Raw genomic sequence first — 20345 nt, 5'->3', positions numbered from 1 at the left:
TGTCGAGGTTGTGAGTGCGGATGTGGTGATCGCGGGAGCCGACCTCGGTGTCGGCCGGCCGCAGCAGATCCGTGTGACCCTCGATCCCGTCTCCACCATCGTCGCGATCGACGATCGGATCGCGACGGCAGGGGTGGAGGTTGTCGACGCAGGCGGCCACGCAGTGTTGCCCGCATTCACCGATCACCACCTCCATCTCGCGGCGATGGCACGTGCGGGCGAATCCGTTCGCTGCGGGCCACCCGATGTTGTTGATCGAACCCAACTGGCCCGGGCCATCGCGAACACACCACCCGATGCCGACGGGTGGATACGCGGCACCGGTTACGTCGAGACGGTCGCGGGCGACCTCGACCGCTCCGACCTCGACACGTTCGAGCCGCACCGTCCCTTGCGAATTCAGCACCGCAGCGGTGCGATGTGGATGCTCAACAGTGTGGGCGTCGAGCGGGTGGGCGTCGAGTCGGGGGATCACCCGGGGATCGAGCGGGACGCCACCGGCCGCGCCACCGGACGACTCTGGCGGGCCGATGCCTGGCTGCGTTCACACCTTCCGCAACCGAGGTTTCCGTCGCTCGTCGACGTGGGAACACGACTGCGCGCGTACGGCATTGCCGAGATCACCGACGCCACGCCCGACCTCGACGACACGGCGATCGCCGCAATCACTGATGCCGTTGATGATTCGACGCTGATCGGCACGGTGTGCCTTCTCGGCGTCCCGCTGGGACGCACCCTCGACCACCCCCGAATCTCCGTCGGGCCGTTCAAGATCGTCATCGCCGACTCGGATCTTCCCTCACTCGATGACCTGGCCGAGCGAATCGCCGCCGCCCACCACGCCGATCGGTCCGTTGCCGTGCACTGCGTGAGCCGGGTGGCGTTCGCCTTGCTCCTGGCGGCCTGGGACATCGTCGGGGTGCGGGCGGGCGATCGCATCGAGCACGCCGGAATCGTTCCGGCCGAAGCGTGCGCCGACCTGGCACGACGCGGAGTCATCGTCGTTACCCAGCCCGCTTTCTTGTCGGATCGAGGCGACGACTTTCTCGACGGTAGTGAGATATCGGACCACGCCGACCTCTACCGGTGCGGCTCCCTCATCAACGCCGGTGTGCCGGTGGCATTGTCCAGCGACGCGCCCTATGGGCCACTCTCTCCGTGGGAAGCCGTGGGGGCGGCCGTCGAACGGCGCACCGCGTCCGGGCGAGTGGTCGGCGACGACGACGAACGAATCTCGGTGCCCGACGCGCTGAGCCGACACGTTACTCCCGCAAACGATCCCGGCGGTGCGCCGCGTCGGATCGCCGTCGGCGAATCGAGCGATCTCATCATCGCCGACCGGCCGTTGGCCGAGGTTCTCGAATTGCCGTGCGATGTGCGGACTTTCGGCTCGGTCATCGGCGGCGTTGTCTCGATCTTTCGCTGAGGTGACATTGTCGTCTCGCCAGCCCTTCGAGGCTCCTCGCTGCGCTCGTCGCAGCTCAGGGAGCGGGAGGGGCTGAGGGAGCCGGGGGCATCAGGAGCGTTCCTCAACCAGCGCGCGGATCAAGCGTCGAGGCCGAAAAGACGAGCAGCGTTGTCATGCAGGACGGCGCGCACCCAATCGTCGCCGAGGTCGAGGCGAGTGATCGCTTCGAGGGCGTGAACGTAGCCGTAGGGGATGTTGGGGAAGTCGCTGCCGAACAGGATCTTGTCGCGAAGGTCGAGAAGCCGCGGCCGCAACTCGCGCGGAAACGGCGCACCCTCCTCGGCGAAGTCGGTGAACGACATCGTCGTGTCGAGGCGGACATTGTCGAAACGCAGTGCCAGATCCACGAATTCGGTGTACTCGGGAGTGCCCATGTGGGCGACGATCAACGGCAGCGACGGAAAGCGGTGCAGCAGTTTCTCGATGGGTTCGGGTCCGGTGAACGTTCCGGGCGCAGGACCGGATCCGCAGTGGATGATGACCGGGACGCGCGAGTCGGCGATCTGCGACCACACACCGTCGAGCAGCGAGTCGAGCACAGTGAAGTCGCCGACTTGGATGTGGCACTTGAAGACTCGCACGCCGGACTGTATCGCCCGCGAAACGTACTGTGTCGCGGGCTCTTCCGGATAGAACGTTGCGGTGTGCAGGCAATCGGGGTGGTGGGCGGCGAAATCGGCGGCCCACCCGTTGAGCCATTCGGCCATGTTGGGCTTGTGTGGATAGACCAGTGACGAGTACGCCCGAACCCCGAATCCCTGCAGTGCGGCCACCCGCACGTCCTCGTCGGCCCGGTAGGTGATCGGCCACTCGCGGCCGACGAGAGGACCCACCGAATCGAAGTAGGCCCACACCTTGTCCATGACGGCGCGCGGCATGAAGTGAGTGTGCACGTCGACGATCCCTGGAAGGCCGAGCGCCTGCCAGACCGCGCGGACACCATCGGTCTCCGCAGTGCTGAACGGTGCTGGGTCAGTCACGTTGCAGTGTCCTCTCGGCGTAGGCGAGGATGGCCTCCAGGGTGAAGTCGAAGGTGGTGTCCTCCACATCCTCGATGCGGTGGCCCTTGGCCGCCAGCGAATTCAACAGGGGCACAGAGGCGTTCTCGTCGGCGGTGCCGGAGGGCAAGCCGCCGTCGTAGGTGGTGAAGATCCCCTGGTGCGCGACCATCGCCGCGCCGCACACATGCGCCAGAAGCGACAGGTAGATTTCCAGGGCATCCTCGGCGGAGAAGCCGACCTCCACCATGGCGCCGATCATCGAGTCGAGCTTGTCTGCGGTCGCCTGCATCGAGGAGTGATCGACCGGCCGAGGGTAGGGCCGCAGGAGCGTGAGTTCGATCAGCACGGGCTGTTCCCGGAAGGCCTCGCGCATCCGTCGAAAGTGGCGGCGAAGTGCGTCTTTCCAGTCCGTGGCACCGACGAACGGTGTCGCAGCGTGGTATTCGCCGTTGGCGCGATCGGCCATCGCGTCGAGGAGGTCTTCCTTCTTGCGGAAGTACCAGTAGATGCTCGTCACGCCGACACCGAGATGTTTGGCGAGCATGGGCATACTGAATCCGCTCAGCGACTTCTCGTTGGCGACGTCAAAAGCGCCCGCGATGATCTCGTCCGGTGAGATCGACCCGCGAGCCCGCCGCGTCCCAGACGACGTCTTCTGCGCCATTGCCTTCTGCGCCATTCCCCGAACGTACACGCACAACCACGTCTCCGACACGACGGTCGAAGGGGTATCGACTCGAATCCGACGAATCGCCTCACATGCGCCCATCACTCGCGCTACCTTGCTCCCAGAACGCATACCGTGAGCTTTACAGTAAAGGCTTCGAGGTTGCTTCTCGGCTGGTCACAGGGGGAAACCGCCGCGAGAGCGTCATCCGTAGGAAGGGACCACATTGACCACATCTTCACGCCTGCGCCGCGCACTGCGGTCCGCGGGAATCCTCGGGGCCGCGAGCCTGCTGGCCATCGGCGGAGTCACCGCCTGCGCGGATGACAGCAGTTCCGACGATACGAGTTCGGCCGGCTCGACGACGGCCCTGCCGAGCAACCCGGCGACCGGCGATCCGATCAAGATCGGATTCATCGCACCCGAGGGCGGGGTGGTGACCTTGCCGATGGTCCGCGAAGGCGGTGAGGCGGCGGCGTCGTACCTGAACAACAACGGCGGCGGCATCGGTGGGCACAAGATCGACCTGGTGGTGTGCAAACAACAGGAGGAGCCCGCGTCGGCCACCAACTGTGCCAACCAGATGGTCGAGCAGAAGGTCGCCGCCGTGGTGACGCCCTTGGGTGCGCAGGGTGCCGTGATGCTGCCCATCATCGCCGGCGCGGGGATTCCCTACATCGCCCAGGCGCCGGTCTCGCAGGTCGAAATGGTCTCGCCCGGTTCGTACATGCTCACCGGCGGCATCGTGGCGGTTCTCATGGGTGAGGCCGCGACGGCCGCACGTGACGGTGTGAAGAAGGTGACCGTGTTCATCGGTGACAGCGGTGACGCCGCGGCTTCGGTGAAAGCGTTGGGCACCCCGATGTTCCAGCGTGCGGGTGTCGAACTCGACGTGGTCACGATCCCCGCCAGCGCCGCCGACCCGACCCCGCAGATCACCGCGGCCATGGCCGGAAAGCCCGGTGCGGTGACCATTCTCGGCGATACGCGGCAGTGCATCAGCACTCTCAAGGCCTTGCAGACCGCCGCGCCGTCGGTGAAGAAGTACCTGATCGCGAGCTGCATCGACAAGCCTGTCATCGACGCTGTCGGTGCGTCGGCGGTCTCCGGTGCCAAGGCGTTCACCACCGTCAACACCTCGTCGGAGGACCCGACGGTCGTGCTCTATCGGTCGGTGATGGCCCAGTATGCACCCAACACCGATCCGGCCGGTCTCGCCTACCTCGGGTATCAGGTCATCGCCTCGCTCGGCGAGGTGGGCAAGTCGCTGACCGGGCCGGTGACCCCGCAGTCCTTTGCCGCGGCCTTGTCGTCGGCGACCAACGTTCCGCTGCCCGCCGCGCCGGGACTGACCTTCACCTGCAACGGGACGGCGATGCCGCAGCTGAAAGCGCTGTGCAGCAAGGCGATTCTGGTGAGCGACGTCAACGACGACGTCAAACTCATCAACACCAGCGTCGTCAACAACTGAGGTCGTAGGTCATCGGATGACCGATCATGTGGCCTTCTTGGCTCTGGGGTTGGGCAACGGCGCCGTGTATGCGGCGCTGGGGCTCGCCCTGGTCATGACCTTCAAGAGCTCTGGAGTCGTCAACTTCGCGACCGGTGCGGTGGCGCTGTATGCCGCCTACACCTACGCGTTCGCGCGTCAGGGTGAACTGCTCAACCCCATACCCGGCTTGCCCGCGCGTATCGACCTCGGTGGAAAACTGGGTGTCGGACCGGCGCTCATCCTCTCGGTGGTGATCGCGTCGCTACTCGGAGTCCTGCTGTATCTCATAGTGTTTCGTCCGATGCGGTCGGCGCCGGTGCTGGCCAAGGCCGTCGCGTCCATCGGACTGATGCTGGTCATCCAGGCGCTGCTCGCGCTGCGGGTGGGCGTCGACACTCCCACGGTGGGGGCGATCTTCAAGCCTGACGTTATCGAGATCGGCGACGCGGCAGTACCGACGGACCGCATCTGGTTGGCGGCCGTCATCGTCGGACTGGCGGTCTGTGCCGGCCTTGTGCTCCGGTACACCCGATTCGGAATGGCAACCGAAGCCTCCGCGGAGTCGGAGAAGGGTGCGCTGCTCACCGGGTTGTCGCCGGACCGAATAGCGGTGAGCAACTGGGCGTTGTCGTCGGGCACGGCGGCGATCGGTGGCGTGGTGATCGCCCCGATCGTCCCGCTGAATCCCGTTGCCTACTCGATGTTCATCGTCCCGGCACTGGCGGCCGCGCTCGTCGGCAACTTTGCGAGTATCGCCATCACCGTCGGTGCAGGCCTGGTGATCGGCATGCTGCAAGCGGAGGCGACCAACGTTCAGTCGCTGGTGGACTGGTTCCCCGATGCTGGTCTGGCCGAGGCGATCCCGCTGATACTCATCGTGGTGTTTCTCCTCGTGCGAGGACAACCGCTGCCCGGCCGGGGAGCGGTGGTCAACCAAGACCTGGGCCGGTCGCCGCGGCCGCGACATCTGCTGGTGTCCACGGGAATCGGTGTGGTGATCGGGGTGATCGCCCTCCTCAGCACATCGGGCAGTGCCCGGCTGGCCGTGATCCTGTCGATCGTCTTTGCAGTCATCGCGCTCTCGCAGGTGGTCGTCACCGGCTATGCGGGGCAGGTGTCGTTGGCGCAGTTGACTCTTGCTGGTGTCGGCGCCTACTCGTTGAGCCGACTGACCGTCGACATGGGTGTCCCGTTTCCGTTTGCGCCCCTGCTGGCCGCACTGGCGGCGGCGGTCGTCGGCGTCGTCATCGGGCTGCCGGCGTTGCGTGTGCGCGGGCTTCCGCTGATGGTGGCCACGTTGGCGCTCGCGGTGTTCCTCGAGGCGTTCTGGTTTCGCAATCCGAGCCTCAACGGCGGTCTGCAGGGGGCGCCGGTCGACCCGCCGTCGATCTTCGGGTGGGACCTGGGAATCGGTGCGGGAGTCGGCTACCCACGTCTGGCGTTCGGAATCGTCTGTCTCGCGGTGCTGACGATCTGCGCGGTGGCGGTCGCGCTGCTGCGACGCAGCGGTCACGGTGCGTCGATGCTTGCGGTCCGTGCCAACGAGCGATCGGCGGCGGCCGCCGGCATCAACGTCGGCCTCACCAAGCTCGTGGCATTCGGCGCGGCTGCCTTCCTCGCCGGACTCGGCGGCGCGCTGCTCGCCTATCAGCAGACCTTGGCGACAGCCGGCAGCTACGCGGTGTTCGCCGGACTGGGCCTGTTCGCGGTGTTCTACGTCGCCGGTGTGACGTCGGTGTCCGGCGCGTTGCTCGCCGGTCTCCTCGCGCCCGGCGGGGTGCTGTATTTCATGTCGGATCGCTTCGGGAGTTTCGGCGACTACTACCTGCTGATGAGTGGAATTCTGCTGGTGGTCACGGTCATCACCAGTCCCGATGGACTGGTCGGCCATCTCGGCCGTATCCCGCTGGGCCGCTTCGCGCGTCGCCCGGCAGTCACGGTGGACGAGACGTCGTCGGCCGAGTCGATCGCGCCGGCGGCGACCGGCGCGTCTGTCGGCGACGTGGTGCTCGCCGTCGGCGATGTCGGCGTTCGCTATGGCCAGGTCGCCGCGCTCACCGACGTCACCTTCGACGTGCGGCAGGGCGAGATCGTCGGATTGATCGGACCGAACGGTGCCGGCAAGACCACCTTGATGGATGCCATCGGCGGATTTGTACGGTGCACCGGCCGAATCACTCTGAACGGCAATGACATCGGCGGACTGCCCGCGTTCCGACGGAGTCGAGCCGGTTTGGGCCGAACCTTCCAGGACATCGAGCTCTACGACGAACTGACCGTCGCCGAGAACCTGATGGCCGGTGCGACAGGCGACATCGACGCCACGGTGACTTCCGTGTTGCGGCTCCTCGATATCGAGGACCTCGCCGACACCGCTGCTTCCGACCTCTCGCAAGGCCAGCGCCAGCTGGTGTCGGTGGCCCGCGTGCTCGCCCGCCGACCCGAGGTCGCCTTGCTCGACGAGCCCGCTGCCGGCCTCGACACCACCGAGAGTGCCTGGCTCGGTGAACGACTACAGGCCGCGCGTGCGGCGGGCATCACGATGTTGCTCGTCGACCACGACATGGATCTGGTGCTCAACATCTGCGACCGTGTGGTGGTCCTGGACCTGGGCAGGGTGATCGCCACAGGTACACCCGACCAGATCAGGCAGGACGCCAACGTGATTCGCGCGTACCTGGGCACACCGGCCGGTGCCGGAGACGGTGAACCCGAAACGGCGGCCGATACCCAGAAGGAGATGACGCGATGACCGCCGCACTCGAATGCCATGGCCTCGACGCCGGATATACGCGTTCCTCATCGTGTGTGCGCGGGCTCGACCTCGCCGTCGAGCGTGGCGAGGTGGTGGCTCTCATCGGGCCCAACGGGGCCGGAAAGACAACATTGTTGACGACACTCGCCGGGCTGCTACCGCGGCTGGGCGGCACGGTCGTGGTCGGCGGCACCGAGCTGGGCTCCGGGTCGACGCGGGCCGCAGTACGCGCGGGACTGGTACTCGTGCCCGACGACCGGTCATTGTTTCGGCGGCTCACGACCGTGCAGAATCTCCGCCTGGCCACTCGTCGTCACGGGCACACCGAGGCGATCGAGCAAGTGCTGGAATACTTTCCGGCCTTGCGTAACCGTCTCAAGGTCGACGCCGGACAGCTCTCCGGCGGTGAACAACAGATGCTGGCCATCGGGCGTGCCCTGCTGCAACGCCCCAAGGTGCTGCTGATCGACGAACTCAGTATGGGTTTGGCGCCGGTGGTCGTCGAGTCGATACTGCCCGTGCTACGGAAGGTTGCCGCGACCGACGGCACGGCCATCGTCCTCGTCGAACAGCATGTGCGCCTGGCCCTCGAGGTCGCCGACCGAGGAATTGTGCTTGTGCACGGCGAGATTCGCCTCGAAGATAGTGCAGTAGCGCTCGCGTCGAACGTCGGACGGATCGAACGCGCCTATTTGGGTGAATCTGTCTCGGCCGGGTGAGTCAAGGGGTCCACGGATCGATTGTCGCGACACCATCGGTGCGAAATCTGCCGTGTTCCTCGTCACCATCGTCAAACCGTGCGCGACTGCCGTCGCAGCTATCAAAGCGTTTCGCTCTGGTCGCGGATCGAGAACGTGCAGATGTGCGGCGCGCCGTGCAACCGGCAAGTCAACTGACAGGATTCGTCCTTCGAAAACCTTGAGGACGTCATCCTCCAACCACTGTCGGAGCCGGTCGGCTTGCGGTCCGTCCCGGCACAACCAGCACTTTGCGCTGATCACTCGGCGATCGGAGGTCGGCCATCACGCGACCCACCTCGTCGAGCCCGACACGGTCGCTGACGAAGTCCGCCACGCGGACGGCACCGGTGACCACCGCGCGGGCCGACGCCGCGAATTCGTCTCTCGTGTAATACGAGACGAACCGCAGCGTGAGCTCCTTGACCACCCCGAGCACGGGCATCAGCGGGTCTTCGGACAGGCACACCCCGGCCACCACCACGGTGCCGCGCGGCGCTGCCGCGTCCATCGCCGACCCGATGACGCCGGGTTTGCCGACGCATTCGATCACCACGTCGAAGGAACTCGACGGCACATCGGCCGGGTCGTAGGTGTCGGTGGCTCCGTTGTCGTGCGCCGCCGACAACCGCGCCGGGGCCTTGTCGGAACAGGCGATCACACCCGCGGGCGAACGCGAAAGCCAATGCAATACGGCGAGACCCACCGGACCCGCGCCCATGACGAGCACCCGGGCGTCGGGCGCGATGGGGGTCGCCTGCACGGCGTGCAACCCGACGGCCAGCGGCTCGGTGATGGCGGCATTCACCAGATCGACGTCCGCGGAGAAGCCCTCGAGCCGCACACACGAATCGGCCGGTACCGCAACGAGTTCGGCCATGGCGCCGGGACGCAGGCCGAGGCCCATGGTCTGGGCGTCGGCGCATCGCGCGATGTCGCCGGTCACGCACGCGCGGCACCGTCCGCATCCGGTCACCGGCATCGCGGCGACCGGTGTGCCGGCGGGCCAGGCCGCGGCGTCCACATCGGAACCGGTCGCGATGACCTCGCCGGCGAACTCGTGGCCCATGATCACCCCGGGCGGAAGCAGGGGAGCAGTGGACAGATCCGATCCGCAGATGCCGTTGGCGGCGACCCGCACCACCACATCCAGCGGTCCCGGCACCGGGTCGGGAACGTCGATCATCTCGAAACCGTCCGCTGTGGTGACGGCCGCACGCATCGTCTCAGCCCTTCTTCGCGCGGGGCATGGTGCCGTTCCAGGTCTTCGGCACGATGAAGACCCCGTCGGCCTCCACGGTCACCCCGTTGGCGTCCGACAGCGTGCCGTGCACGATCTTCTTGCGGCCGTCGCGCTCGGTGATCCACGACTGCGCGACGAGTTCGCCCAGCGGCGTCGGTCGCAGGTAACGCATGGTGATGGTGCCGGTGTAGCAGGGCACCTTGTCGGCACTGGCTCCCTCGCCGAGTACGTGGTCGAGGATCATCGCGCACACGCCGCCGTGCACGTGCCCGGGCGGACCCTCGTAGGCCGCGCCGAGCGTGAAAGTACTGCGCACGCCCTCGGGTTCCAGCTCGGTGACGATCGGCGGGGCGATCGCGTTGCGCAGACCGATCACCGCATTGCCCCACGGCATGCCGGTGAACTCGCGTGTGTAGCGCACCCCGTACGGACCGTCGATCTGATCGGTCTGCAGCTCGGCGACCACCTCGGCGATCCGTTGCCGGGCGTCGGCGATGACGTCGTCGGAGACCTGAGTGCGGATGACGGCGTCCACCAACTCGCGCACCGTGTCGGCAAGCGGCGCATACACCTCGCGTCGACGCTGAACTTCGTCTTCGGAGATGTCTTCCAGGGTGAATTCCACGATTCGGGGCTCCCAGCTGCGATGTGTGGCCTTCGTTACCTTCGGTGGCCACAGAAACTAGAACGTGTTCTAATTAGACACTAGAACAGGTTCTCATTTTGCCCGAACCGTGAACCCCGACCATACATGTGCGGGGATTCGCGTCTACCGGCAGCCAGAGTTGTCAGGAGCATCATGGCCGACACGATCGACCTCACCGCACGCGACGAGACCTGGGTGGGGCGGGTACTGCCCGTCCTGCGCATGGTCGCCAAGACCTACTTCCGCTCGGAAGTCCGGGGCATGGACAAGGTGCCCGACGGCGGCGTTCTGCTCGTGTCCAACCACTCGGGCGGGCTGATGGCCTTCGACGTGCCGGTGATCGCCGTCGCCTTCGCCGATGAGTTCGGCGAGCAGCGGCCCCTGTACACCCTCGCCCACGACCTGGTGTTCACCGGATTCGGCAAGCAGATCTTCGGCAAGGTCGGATTCCTTCCGGCGCACCCGCGCAACGCCGTCCAGGCGCTGCGGGCCGGGGCCGCCACCATCGTGTTCCCCGGCGGTGACTGGGAGGCGATGCGACCGACCACCCAGAGCGCGACCATCGATTTCAAGGGCCGTACCGGGTACGTGCGGACCGCGATCGAGGCCGGCGTGCCGATCGTTCCCATCGTCACGCTCGGTGGACAGGAGACGCAGCTCTTCATCAATCGCGGTGACGGACTCGCTAAGTTCCTGCGCATCGATCGGCTGCTCCGCATCAAGAGCGCACCCCTCGGGCTCGGATTCCCGTTCGGCATCACCCCCGGATTCCCGCCCAACGTTCCACTGCCGTCCAAACTCGTCACCGAAGTCCTCGACCCGATCGACATCACCGCCGAATTCGGTACCAACCCGGAGATTGCCGACGTCGACGAGATGGTGCGCAAGCGCATGCAGCACGCCCTCGACGACCTGGCCCGCCGGCGCCGGTTCCCGGTCATCGGTTGAGGGAAGGGGAAGACTGATGAAGAACCTTCGCGAACGTGTGGCTCACCTCGTCTGGCTCGTCCGGACACTGATCACCAGCGGATTCCTCGGTACCGCCCGCCTCGACCGCTACGTCCGGATGGGCCTGGCCATGCGCCGACACGGTGGCGCCTCACCGGTCAGCGGAATCGGCCTGGCCGCGGCACGCGCACCGCGCGCCGTCGCGCTGATCGACGAGGCCGGCAGCCTCACCTGGCGTGAGCTCGACGACCGGTCCGACGCACTGGCCGCCGCCATCGCAGATCTGCCCGGCCGTCCGGTGTCGACCGTGGCGATCATGTGCCGCAACCATCGCGGTCTCATCGAATCGTTGGCCGCCACCTCGCGACTCGGCCTCGACGCGGTACTGCTCAACACCGGTTTCGCCGCGCCGCAGCTCGCCGACGTGCTGATCCGCGAGAACGTCGACCTGGTGATCGCCGACGACGAGTTCGACGACCTCATCGACCATGCGCTGCAACGCAATCCGCAGCTGCGACACGTGCACGCGTGGGTCGAGGAGGCGGGTTCGGCGCTCGATACCCTCGACTCGCTCATCGCCGCACACCTCGGCCGGCGCGCGGCACGTCCCGCCCGGGCGGGACGTATCGTGCTGCTCACCTCCGGGACCACCGGCACCCCCAAGGGTGCGCGCCGCGGCGGTTCGACCGACATAGGTTCGCTGGCCGCGATGCTCGATCGCATCCCGTGGCGCTCGGGTGAGGCCACCGTGATTGCCGCCCCGATCTTCCACGCGTGGGGCTTTGGGCAGGTGGCGATCTCGGCGACGATGACCTGCACGATGATCATGCGACGCCGCTTCGATCCGGAGGCGACCCTGGATCTGGTCCGCGAGCACGGTGCGACCGGTCTCGCGGTGGTGCCGGTGATGCTCGAACGCATCATGGACCTTCCCGACAACGTCCTCGACGCACATCCGATGCCGACGCTGCGGTTCGCCACGGCCAGCGGGTCACGGATGCGTCCAGATGCGTTGCTGGCCTTCATGGATCGCTTCGGCGACGTCGTCTACAACAGCTACAACGCCACCGAGGCAGGGCTGATCAGTACGGCCACCCCGCAGGATCTGCGCGTCGCACCCGACACCGCCGGACGAGCACTCGTGGGCACCAGCGTCCGCATCCTCGACGACGACGACCGCGAGCTCCCCGTCGGCGAAATCGGCAAGATCGTCGTCGCCAGCAGCTCGGGCTTCGACGGCTACACGTCGGCCGACGTGAACAAGGCATTTGCCGACGGGCACATGGTGTCCGGCGACCTCGGCCGACTCGACGAGAGTGGACTGCTGTTCGTCGTCGGCCGCGACGACGACATGATCGTCTCCGGTGGCGAAAACGTCTATCCCCTTGAGGTGGAGCAGATTCTCGGTGCGCATCAGGGTGTGCGTGAGGTCGCCGTGATCGGGGTCGACGACGCCACGTTCGGGCAGCGGCTCGTCGCCTACGTCGTGCGTGCGCCCCGGACCCTGGTCGGAGCCGAACAACTGCGCGACCACGTCCGTGCCGAACTGGCGGGATTCAAGGTGCCGCGCGAAGTCCACTTCATCGACGAGTTGCCGCGGAACGCCACGGGGAAGGTCGTGACGCGCGAGCTCCTCGACGACGCCGGTGTTGAACGGAAGGTGAGCTGACATGGAGCGGATGACGGGCCCCGACGCCCTCATGCTGAACATGGAGACGCCGAGCACGCCGATGCACACGCTCAAGGTCGCGGTGCTCGACACCTCGCGTCGCGGTCGTGTCGTGACTCTTGCCGAACTGCGCGAGGTGTTGCCTGGTTATCTGGGCAGATTCCCGCGTGCGACGCAGCGTCTCGAGTATCTCTCGGGTTATGGCGCGCGTCCGTTCTGGGTGCGCGACAAGGACTTCGACATCGACGCACACCTCGACGAGATGGTTCTCGAGGCCCCCGGCGGGCGGAACGAACTCGACGCGGTGCTCGCCGACCTCGCCGTCCGCAAACTCGATCGCACACAACCGCTCTGGGCACTCACGCTCGTGCACGGCCTCGCCGACGGTCGGCAGGCCGTGGTGATCCGGGTGCATCATGCGGTGGCCGACGGGTTGGCCGCCCTCAACACGTTCATGGCGGCAACCAGCCTGCCGGGTCAACAGGTGACGCCGGCCCCGATCGGCTCGCTGAACAGCGGGCACGACGCGCGTGGACTGTTTCGAGCGGCCCGATCCGAGTCGTGGAAGCTGCTGCGCGGGGTGCCGACGGTCGTCGGCGACTTCGCTCGTGCCGCGCACGTCAAACGGAACGCCACGGGCCGTGGCCGCATCCCGAAACCACTGACCGTGCGACGCAACAGCTTCAACGCGCGCAGCGGGGCGCAGCGGGTGTGTGCCAGTGGCGACATCCCCCTGGCATCGGTGCAACGCGTTGCGCTGGCCACCGACACCACGGTGAACGGTGCGCTGCACGGAATCATCGCAGGCGCCAAGCGTGCCGAACTGCTGGCCCGCGGTGAGGAACCGGGAATCTCGGTCACCGTCTTCGGCGTGTGCAAGGATCTCGCGTCCACCCGAACCGAAGGCAATGAGATCGCCACGGCCGCAGCCTATCTCCGTACCGATCTGGCCGATCCCGTCGAGCGGGTGGTCGAGACCGCCGCGAGCTGCGAGGCAACCGTGCGTCGTCGGCGAGACCTGGGATTCGACCTGACCGCCAAGGTCGCCACCTACACCGGACGACTCGGGCCGGTGTTCCGCGCGGTCGCCGCGCACCGGGCTCCGCTGGTGATGAACAACATCACCACCGCCAACATGCCGGGACCCCGTGAGACACGGTGGGTCGGCGACATCGAGGTCGTCGACTGGATCTCCTTCGCGTTGGCGATCGCCCCGGCCGACGTGAATCTGACCGCCTACAGCTATGCGGGCCGAATCTCGATGGGGCTGATCGCCACTCCGGAATCCATGCCCGAACCCGCCGCGTTCATCGACCGCGTCCGAGAGTCACTGGCCGAGGTGGAAACCGCGCTCGGCATCGGCGATCGTGAACCGGTCGCAACGCAGGACGTCGGGTGACCGACTGGGAGTCCGCGTTCGCCCGCGTCGGCCTCTTCGCCGGCGTGCTGCCCCGTGCAGTGGGCAGCGCCCGCAACGCCGGTCAGGGCGATGCGCCGGCTGGTATCCCGCCGGCAGGATGCGGGCCGCGCGCGGTCGGCGAGACCGCCATCGACGAATTCTTCATCGCGGTCAACTCGGTGATCCGCGACATCCCGGCGCTGTCCGATGTCGAGGATGCGGTACAGCGCTGCGAGGCGGTCGCCGACGACTTCGCCGCCGCGGGCACGGTCGGGATGAACACCGAGCCGACTGTGCCGCGGATCTTGTCGCGGCGTCGACGAGTGTTCGGCACCACGGGTTTTCATCACATCGACTACCGGGTCGACGCGGCCGTTCCGTCGTCTGTCGCCGGAGTGGACCCCTACCGTGATGGGGTGGCCTCGGTGCGCGTGCTGACCCGGGGCCGCAGCGGACGACGCTGGCTGATCTGGGTGCACGGCGCCGCGCAGGGCCGCGCCGACGACCTGTACGCCTTCCGTGCTGCGCACCTGCACAAGAACCTCGGCTATGACGTCGTGTTCCCGGTGCTGCCCGCGCACGGTTCGCGGCGCGTCGAGCAGGTTGCCTACCCCGGATTCGATCCGCTGCGCAACGTGGTGATGACGATGCGCGCAGTCGCCGAGATCCGTTCGCTGATCACGTGGATCGACACGCACGATCCGGCCGACATCACCATTGCCGGAACCTCACTGGGCGGCCCCATCGCGTCGCTGGTCGCTTCGCTCGATCCGCGGGTCAGCTCGGTGCTCGCGGTCGTGCCGATGCTCGACATGCACGCCACTCTGGCCCACCACATGGCCCGCGGCGGATCCAAGGGCAAGGCGCTCGCGCGACTCATGAACTCCGACGCGGTGCGCGCCGTCTCGTCGGTCATCGACCCACTGTCGGTGGAACCCTTTGCGGCGCCGGGCCGTCGGATGGTGGTCGCCGCGCTCAACGATCGCGTGACGTCGGTGACCGCCGCGCAACGCCTGTACGACCACTGGGGTGGACACGTGCACTGGTACCCGGGAAGTCATGTCGGACACGCCATCTCCGGTGACATCCGGCGAGCGACCGATGCGTTTCTCGCTGATCAAGCCGATGTCCCTCCGGTCCCTGAGGTGCGAGCTTGCGAGCCTCGAAGGGCCTGGTGAGGTGCCACCCTTCCGCTGCCTGAGGTGCGAGGAGCGCTAGCGACGAGCCTCGAAGGCTTGGTGACGTTCGCTCGTTGGTCGCCGAATTCGTTTGTCTCACCATCCCTTCGAGGCTCTCGGCTAGCGCCTCGAGCACCTCAGGGAGCGGTGGGGTTGCGGCGCGCGACGGGGTGAGTGATGGCTCAGGGCACGAGATCCGGATTCGCGTCGGCGAGGATCTCGTCGCGGTCGTCGGCGAGGACGAACCCGCCGGCGATGGCGGCTTCGGTGGCGTCGCGGTAGTGACGGTCATATTTGTCGCGGGTGCCGTACCGGGCGGCCAGCAGGTCGCTGGGAACCGTTGTGGTGGAACCGAAGAGCAGACAGATCCGGGACACCGGGTCTGCCACCACGCCGCTCAAGACCTGGGTGGGCGCATCGACACACGGCGTGCGAACCCCGCCGACAACATTACCGATCTCGTCGGTCACAAAGACGGGTTCGGCGTCGGGGGAGTGCTCGAGGGTGAGTGGCTCGCCTGCCGGCGGTGTGGTGCCGTCGGCGACCCAGCCGTGCAGATGACGTAGCGCCGCACGCAACACGAAACGCTGCTGACCACGGTTGACCGGAGTCGGGCAGCCGAGCATCTCCTCGTACGGGCCGATCTGATGCAGATCCGCGTGCGCCGCACCCGCGACCTCCCAGGTGCGTACCCGATCGGTATCCGGTTGCCGGGCACAGTGATAGCGGAAGTTGGTGAGCAGATCCGTCTCGGTCTGCACCGTGAACACCGGTACCGCGAGGTCGTCGCGGACCGGAGCGGGTTCGCCGGTGAAGGCCAATTCGATGTCGCTCGGCGCACCCACCTCGCCGAGTGGTAACCCCGACACCGAGCGGCTGTGGATGAGGTAGCCGTCGTATACCTGATGGTCGCCGGCGAATCGGTTGACGTAGGTGGTCAACGCCATCGCGGACTGCGATTCACCCACGGCCAGCGTGCGTGTCACCGACAACCCGGCCAGTGGGTGCGCGTCGTCGGAGGGCAGACCCAGCACCTCGCCGATGGCGCCGAAGATGTCGAAGCAATAGGCGTCGCCAGGGTGCCGCAGCATGCCGTAGCGCGCGGAGTCCTTGGCAGCGAGACTCTGTGGGCCCGGTTGCCCGAGATCACCGACCGAACCCGCGCCACCCTCGATGCCGGTGTACTGCGCCGACACCCCGACCCACGCGAAGCCGCCGCGAACGAGTTCCTCTGCGAGATAGGTGTATTCGGGTGCCGCATCGTTTCCGCTGCTCACGTTGAGCCATTCGACGACGAGCGTGCCGTTGAAGCTTTCGGCCGATACGGGGCGTCGAACGAGGATTCGGGTCACGAACTCGGCGGGATCGGCGTCGCCGTTCGCCGTGACCCCACGGACGATGCCGTTGACCGCATACTCGGTCTCGACGTAACCGTGGGCATCGAGGTCCGGTCCGGGGGTGGCGCTCAGGAGCGAACACCCGTTGCCGCCGGCCAATTCTCGAAACAGCACCGTCACCCCTGTGCTTCGCGGGCCTGCGCCTTACGGTGCTTCTTGATGACCTCGCCGAACATCATGTTCATCTTGGTTCCGGTGGGCCATCCCACGTAGTAGCAGAGGAACAGGGCGATCTCCTCGAGTTGCTCGGGGGTGAGCTCCTCATTGCCCAGGGCTGCGCCCGCCTGGATCTCGGCGACATCGACCTGACCGCCTGCGGCAAGCGCTCCGAGAAGGAGTAGACGCCGATCGCGCATCGACAGACCCTCGCGGGTCCACACCTCGGCGAACAACTGGTCGGCGGTGTGCGCGAAATGCAATCCGGGACCGTCGGACATCTCCCAGCCATAGACCTTCGACATCATGTCGACGCCCCGCTTGCGCTGTTCGGTACCTTCGCCCCCGACTGCCGTTCCTGACGTCATGACGGATCTCCTTCCTTGTGTGGCACTCCGAGTCCCGCGGCGAGATCGCGCAGGGCGATCGCGCCGAGGGGGAGTTCCACGTCGAGCTTATCGCCGAGTTCCAGCGCCAGGGACAGATCCTTCTCACCCAGCGCGCGGACATGGGTGAACACGCCGTACCAGAAGTCGTCGTCGGCGATCGGTGCGGTGCTGTCGCGCAACATGATTGCCCCGGCGCCGCCGGTGATGGCGTCGGTGTGGCGAACCACCTTGCCCAGCTTGGCGATGTCGATGCCGGCCGCCTCGGCCAGCCGCGCCGCCTCGGTGGTCGCGGTGAACGAGATGAAATGCAGGAGGTTGCGGGCGAGCTTCATCTTGGTCCCGGCGCCAACCTCCTCACCGGCGTGCACGATCATCTCGGCCGCCAGCGAGAACGGTTCCTTGAGCTTGAGATAGGACTCGCGGTCGCCCCCGACCATGATCGCAAGCCGTCCCTGCTCGGCGCCCGGTGCGCCACCCGAGATCGGTGCGTCGAGCAGCACGACGCCCTTGCCCGCACAGGTTGCGGCCAAGTCAGTTGCGGTGTCGGGGGAGATCGTCGAATGCACGGTGATGATGGTGCCGGGCTTCGCCGAGTCGAGGAGCCCACCTTCTCCCGCGACGACCGTACGGACCTGTTCGTCGTTGACGACGCAGATCCCGACGATGTCCGAGTCGGCGGCCAACTCGGCCAGCGAATCCACCGCGCGGGCACCTTGATCCACCACCTTGGCGACGGCGTCGGGTGCGAGGTCGAACACCGCGAGACCGCCGGACCACTTGGCCAGCCGGCCTGCCATCGGTCCACCGATGTTGCCGAGCCCGACGTAGCCGAGACGAAGGTCGCTCATGACCGGATGACCTGGCCGCCGTCGACGTTGAAGATCTGGCCAGTGATCCAGTTGGCCTCATCCGAGAGCAGGAACTTGCACATGCCCACCAGATCTTCGGGCTGTCCGAAACGCTTGAGCGGCAAACCGTTCACGATGTCCTGGACCATCTCCTTGGGGGTGGTGGTCCGGGTGGCCTCGGTGTCGATCGGCCCCGGTGCGATGGCGTTGACCCGGATGTTCTGTCCGCCCAGTTCGGTGGCGAGCTGCTGGGTGAGTCCGTTGATACCCACCTTCGCCAGACCGTAGAAACCGCTGTACAGCCAAGCAGCAGTGGAAGACTGGTTGACGATGGCGCCGCCATCCTTCATGTGCGGGTAGATCGCGCGGGTCACGTTGAGTGCACCGTCGAGGTTCACGCTCATGAACTTCTTGTAGTAGTCCCACGGCACCGTGATGAGGAAGTCGAGCTTCATGCCGCCGTAGATGGCGGCGTTGTTCACCAGACCGTGGATGGTGCCGTACGTGTCGACCGTTGCCGTCGCAAGCGCCTGCGCGGAAGCCTCGTCGGAGACATCGGTACTGACATAGAGCCCACCGATGTCGGCAGCCACCTGCTTGCCCTTCTCGTCGGCCAGATCGGCGACGACGACGTTGGCGCCCTCGTCGGCCAGCCCACGCGCGTAGGCCTCACCGATCCCACCGGCGGCACCGGTCACGATGATGGTCTTGTTCTCGAAACGTCCTGTGGTCATGGAGTGCTTTCTTGTTGTGGGGTTGCGTGGTGGTCTCGACGCGACGCCTCGCCCAGGGGCTCGGTGTCGGCTCGACCAGCGTGGTGGGTGGGGTGATTGCTAAGCGGGGCGGGCGACGGCCTTGGTCTCGAGGTATTCCTCGAAACCGGCGACACCCATCTCGCGGCCGATGCCGGATTGCTTGTAGCCGCCGAACGGGACGTCGGCCGAGTACCAGATGCCGCCGTTGATGCCCATGGTCCCGGTGCGAACACCGTTGACCACCTTGTTGATTCGGTCTTCGTCGGTGCCGTAGACCATGCCTGATAGTCCGTAGGGGGAGTCGTTGGCGATGCGGATCGCGTCGTCGTCGCCGTCGTGGGGGATGATCACCAGCACCGGCCCGAAGATCTCCTCCTGGGCGACGCGCGCGGAGTTGTCGAGACCCGAGATCAGAGTGGGCTCGACGAAGAATCCCTTCTCCTTGTCGGCGGGACGGCCGCCGCCGATCTCGATGGTGCCGCCCTCTTCCTTCGCGAGCGCGATGTAGGACTCGACGCGCTCGCGCTGGACCGCGGAGATCAGCGGACCGCAGATGGTGCCGCCGTCGGTGGGATCACCGGCAGGCAAGCCCGCCAGGGCATCTCGGGTTGCCGTGATGGCGTCGTCGAGCTTCTCGCGCGGAACCACCAGACGCGTGGTGATCGCGCAGCCCTGGCCGGCATGGGTGACCACCGCGAAGGCGGCCATCGCGCAGGCCCCGCCGAGATCGGCGTCGTCGAGGACGATGAACGCCGACTTGCCGCCGAGTTCCAGGAAGACCTTCTTCAGTGACTCCGACGCGGCGGCCATCACCTTCTTGCCCGTCGCCGTCGACCCGGTGAAGGACACGATGTCCACTCGGGGATCGGTCGACAACTGTGCGCCGACGGCGTGGTCGCTGGAGGTCACGATGTTGATGACGCCGGGCGGGAAGTCGGTCTCCTCGGCGATCACCTTGCCGACGAGAGCGGCGGCCCACGGGGTGTCGGGTGCGGGTTTGAGCACCACGGTGCAGCCGGCGGCCAGTGCCGGACCGATCTTGGCGAAGTTGATCTGATGAGGAAAGTTCCACGGGGTGATCGCACCGACGACCCCCACGGCCTCGCGTCGGATCTCGCGATGATTCTTCAGGCCCATCGGCTTGGCGTTGCCGAGGTCCTCGGTCCAGGCGAAGTTGTCGGCGAGATCGGCGAAGTAGCCCAGATCGTTGACGGGACCCTCGAACTGCGGCCCACCGGTGAGGAAGGCCGGGCACCCGATCTCCTCGGTGGCCAGCGCCCGGAACTCGTCGGCGTGCCCGAGCAGGGCGTCGCGCAACTGGCGGAGGCACCGCGCACGCAGCGCGTGATCGCGCGACCAGTCGGTGTTGTCGAAGGCGTTGCGTGCTGCGGCGATCGCCGCGGACATGTCGTCGGCGGTGCCGTCTGCGGCCTGGCCGATGACCTCTTCGGTTGCCGGGTTGACGATGTCGAAGACACCACCCTGGCCTGGGGTTAGTTTGCCGTCGATCAACAGATCCGACGCGGATGCGGGGCGTAGTGCCATGGTCTGGGCTCCCATAATGACTGAACTACCATCTGGACAGGTGTCTGGACTC

17 protein-coding genes are annotated in these 20345 nt (G+C 66.6%); 8 read left to right on the top strand and 9 right to left on the bottom strand.

Going from position 1 to position 20345, the window contains the following annotated elements:
• Positions 1–10 precede the first annotated feature (10 nt).
• Entirely contained in the window at positions 11–1426 is a 1416-nt protein-coding gene (locus tag ABZW74_RS03545; protein ID WP_355273929.1) for an amidohydrolase family protein, read from the top strand.
• Between the two features lie 119 nt (positions 1427–1545).
• Here ABZW74_RS03545 and ABZW74_RS03540 read toward each other — a convergent pair whose 3' ends face one another.
• A complete protein-coding gene (locus ABZW74_RS03540; RefSeq protein WP_355273926.1) occupies positions 1546–2448 on the bottom strand; it encodes an amidohydrolase family protein in 903 nt (300 codons plus the stop codon).
• A complete protein-coding gene (locus ABZW74_RS03535) occupies positions 2441–3148 on the bottom strand; it encodes a TetR/AcrR family transcriptional regulator (protein ID WP_355273924.1) in 708 nt (235 codons plus the stop codon). The genes ABZW74_RS03540 and ABZW74_RS03535 overlap by 8 nt, the downstream gene beginning before the upstream one ends.
• Before the next feature lie 214 nt (positions 3149–3362).
• Here ABZW74_RS03535 and ABZW74_RS03530 point away from each other — a divergent pair, with 214 nt between their 5' ends.
• Genes ABZW74_RS03530 through ABZW74_RS03520 form a run of 3 tightly spaced genes read left to right on the top strand, consistent with a single transcriptional unit; the run spans position 3363 to position 8102 of the window.
• Positions 3363–4607, top strand: coding sequence for an ABC transporter substrate-binding protein (locus ABZW74_RS03530; protein ID WP_355273921.1), 1245 nt, complete (start codon positions 3363–3365; stop codon positions 4605–4607).
• A gap of 16 nt (positions 4608–4623) precedes the next feature.
• Positions 4624–7380, top strand: coding sequence for a branched-chain amino acid ABC transporter permease/ATP-binding protein (locus ABZW74_RS03525; RefSeq protein ID WP_355273918.1), 2757 nt, complete (start codon positions 4624–4626; stop codon positions 7378–7380).
• Positions 7377–8102, top strand: coding sequence for an ATP-binding cassette domain-containing protein (locus ABZW74_RS03520; protein WP_355273915.1), 726 nt, complete (start codon positions 7377–7379; stop codon positions 8100–8102). The genes ABZW74_RS03525 and ABZW74_RS03520 overlap by 4 nt, the downstream gene beginning before the upstream one ends.
• A gap of 208 nt (positions 8103–8310) precedes the next feature.
• Here the strand turns inward: ABZW74_RS03520 and ABZW74_RS03515 are convergent, their stop codons facing one another.
• A complete protein-coding gene (locus tag ABZW74_RS03515) occupies positions 8311–9342 on the bottom strand; it encodes an alcohol dehydrogenase catalytic domain-containing protein (RefSeq protein ID WP_355273912.1) in 1032 nt (343 codons plus the stop codon).
• 4 nt (positions 9343–9346) lie between these two features.
• Positions 9347–9988 carry a PaaI family thioesterase gene (locus ABZW74_RS03510; protein WP_240860742.1) on the bottom strand — a complete coding sequence of 214 codons (642 nt, stop codon included), beginning with the start codon at positions 9986–9988 and terminating at the stop codon, positions 9347–9349.
• Positions 9989–10159: 171 nt separating this feature from the next.
• Here ABZW74_RS03510 and ABZW74_RS03505 point away from each other — a divergent pair, with 171 nt between their 5' ends.
• Genes ABZW74_RS03505 through ABZW74_RS03490 form a run of 4 tightly spaced genes read left to right on the top strand, consistent with a single transcriptional unit; the run spans position 10160 to position 15203 of the window.
• Positions 10160–10957 (top strand): lysophospholipid acyltransferase family protein, encoded by a 798-nt coding sequence (locus tag ABZW74_RS03505; protein WP_355274053.1) that lies wholly within the window; start codon positions 10160–10162, stop codon positions 10955–10957.
• Positions 10958–10970: 13 nt separating this feature from the next.
• Positions 10971–12626: an AMP-binding protein gene (locus tag ABZW74_RS03500; protein WP_355274050.1), complete on the top strand. Its 1656-nt coding sequence runs from the start codon at positions 10971–10973 to the stop codon at positions 12624–12626.
• A gap of 10 nt (positions 12627–12636) precedes the next feature.
• Positions 12637–14025 carry a wax ester/triacylglycerol synthase domain-containing protein gene (locus tag ABZW74_RS03495; RefSeq protein WP_355274047.1) on the top strand — a complete coding sequence of 463 codons (1389 nt, stop codon included), beginning with the start codon at positions 12637–12639 and terminating at the stop codon, positions 14023–14025.
• Entirely contained in the window at positions 14022–15203 is a 1182-nt protein-coding gene (locus ABZW74_RS03490) for an alpha/beta hydrolase family protein (protein ID WP_355273908.1), read from the top strand. Before ABZW74_RS03495 ends, ABZW74_RS03490 begins: the two co-directional genes overlap by 4 nt.
• A 182-nt stretch (positions 15204–15385) precedes the next feature.
• Here ABZW74_RS03490 and ABZW74_RS03485 read toward each other — a convergent pair whose 3' ends face one another.
• From ABZW74_RS03485 to ABZW74_RS03465, 5 genes are all read right to left on the bottom strand, one after another.
• A complete protein-coding gene (locus tag ABZW74_RS03485) occupies positions 15386–16714 on the bottom strand; it encodes an alpha/beta hydrolase domain-containing protein (RefSeq protein WP_355274044.1) in 1329 nt (442 codons plus the stop codon).
• 2 nt (positions 16715–16716) lie between these two features.
• Positions 16717–17124, bottom strand: a complete 408-nt coding sequence (locus tag ABZW74_RS03480; RefSeq protein WP_240860745.1) for a carboxymuconolactone decarboxylase family protein — start codon at positions 17122–17124, stop codon at positions 16717–16719.
• The gene (locus tag ABZW74_RS03475; RefSeq protein WP_240860747.1) at positions 17121–17993 is read right to left on the bottom strand and encodes an NAD(P)-dependent oxidoreductase; all 873 of its coding nucleotides are present in this window, start codon (positions 17991–17993) and stop codon (positions 17121–17123) included. The genes ABZW74_RS03480 and ABZW74_RS03475 overlap by 4 nt, the downstream gene beginning before the upstream one ends.
• Positions 17990–18727, bottom strand: a complete 738-nt coding sequence (locus tag ABZW74_RS03470) for an SDR family oxidoreductase (RefSeq protein WP_240860750.1) — start codon at positions 18725–18727, stop codon at positions 17990–17992. Before ABZW74_RS03470 ends, ABZW74_RS03475 begins: the two co-directional genes overlap by 4 nt.
• A 99-nt stretch (positions 18728–18826) precedes the next feature.
• A complete protein-coding gene (locus ABZW74_RS03465; protein ID WP_355273903.1) occupies positions 18827–20293 on the bottom strand; it encodes an aldehyde dehydrogenase in 1467 nt (488 codons plus the stop codon).
• Positions 20294–20345 lie beyond the last annotated feature (52 nt).

The sequence above is a fragment of the Gordonia sp. NPDC003585 genome (assembly GCF_040610755.1).
Taxonomy (GTDB): domain Bacteria; phylum Actinomycetota; class Actinomycetes; order Mycobacteriales; family Mycobacteriaceae; genus Gordonia.
Note: the sequence above shows the minus strand (reverse complement) of the source record. Positions and strands in the feature narration are given on the sequence as shown.

Bases quoted from the DNA above. Each gene is read 5' to 3' on its own strand.
- ABZW74_RS03535 (WP_355273924.1), bottom strand. From the start codon at position 3,148: ATGGCGCAGAAGGCAATGGCGCAGAAGACGTCGTCTGGGACGCGGCGG.
- ABZW74_RS03525 (WP_355273918.1), top strand. From the start codon at position 4,624: ATGACCGATCATGTGGCCTTCTTGGCTCTGGGGTTGGGCAACGGCGCC.
- ABZW74_RS03520 (WP_355273915.1), top strand. From the start codon at position 7,377: ATGACCGCCGCACTCGAATGCCATGGCCTCGACGCCGGATATACGCGT.
- ABZW74_RS03515 (WP_355273912.1), bottom strand. From the start codon at position 9,342: ATGCGTGCGGCCGTCACCACAGCGGACGGTTTCGAGATGATCGACGTT.
- ABZW74_RS03495 (WP_355274047.1), top strand. From the start codon at position 12,637: ATGACGGGCCCCGACGCCCTCATGCTGAACATGGAGACGCCGAGCACG.
- ABZW74_RS03480 (WP_240860745.1), bottom strand. From the start codon at position 17,124: ATGACGTCAGGAACGGCAGTCGGGGGCGAAGGTACCGAACAGCGCAAG.
- ABZW74_RS03475 (WP_240860747.1), bottom strand. From the start codon at position 17,993: ATGAGCGACCTTCGTCTCGGCTACGTCGGGCTCGGCAACATCGGTGGA.
- ABZW74_RS03470 (WP_240860750.1), bottom strand. From the start codon at position 18,727: ATGACCACAGGACGTTTCGAGAACAAGACCATCATCGTGACCGGTGCC.
- ABZW74_RS03465 (WP_355273903.1), bottom strand. From the start codon at position 20,293: ATGGCACTACGCCCCGCATCCGCGTCGGATCTGTTGATCGACGGCAAA.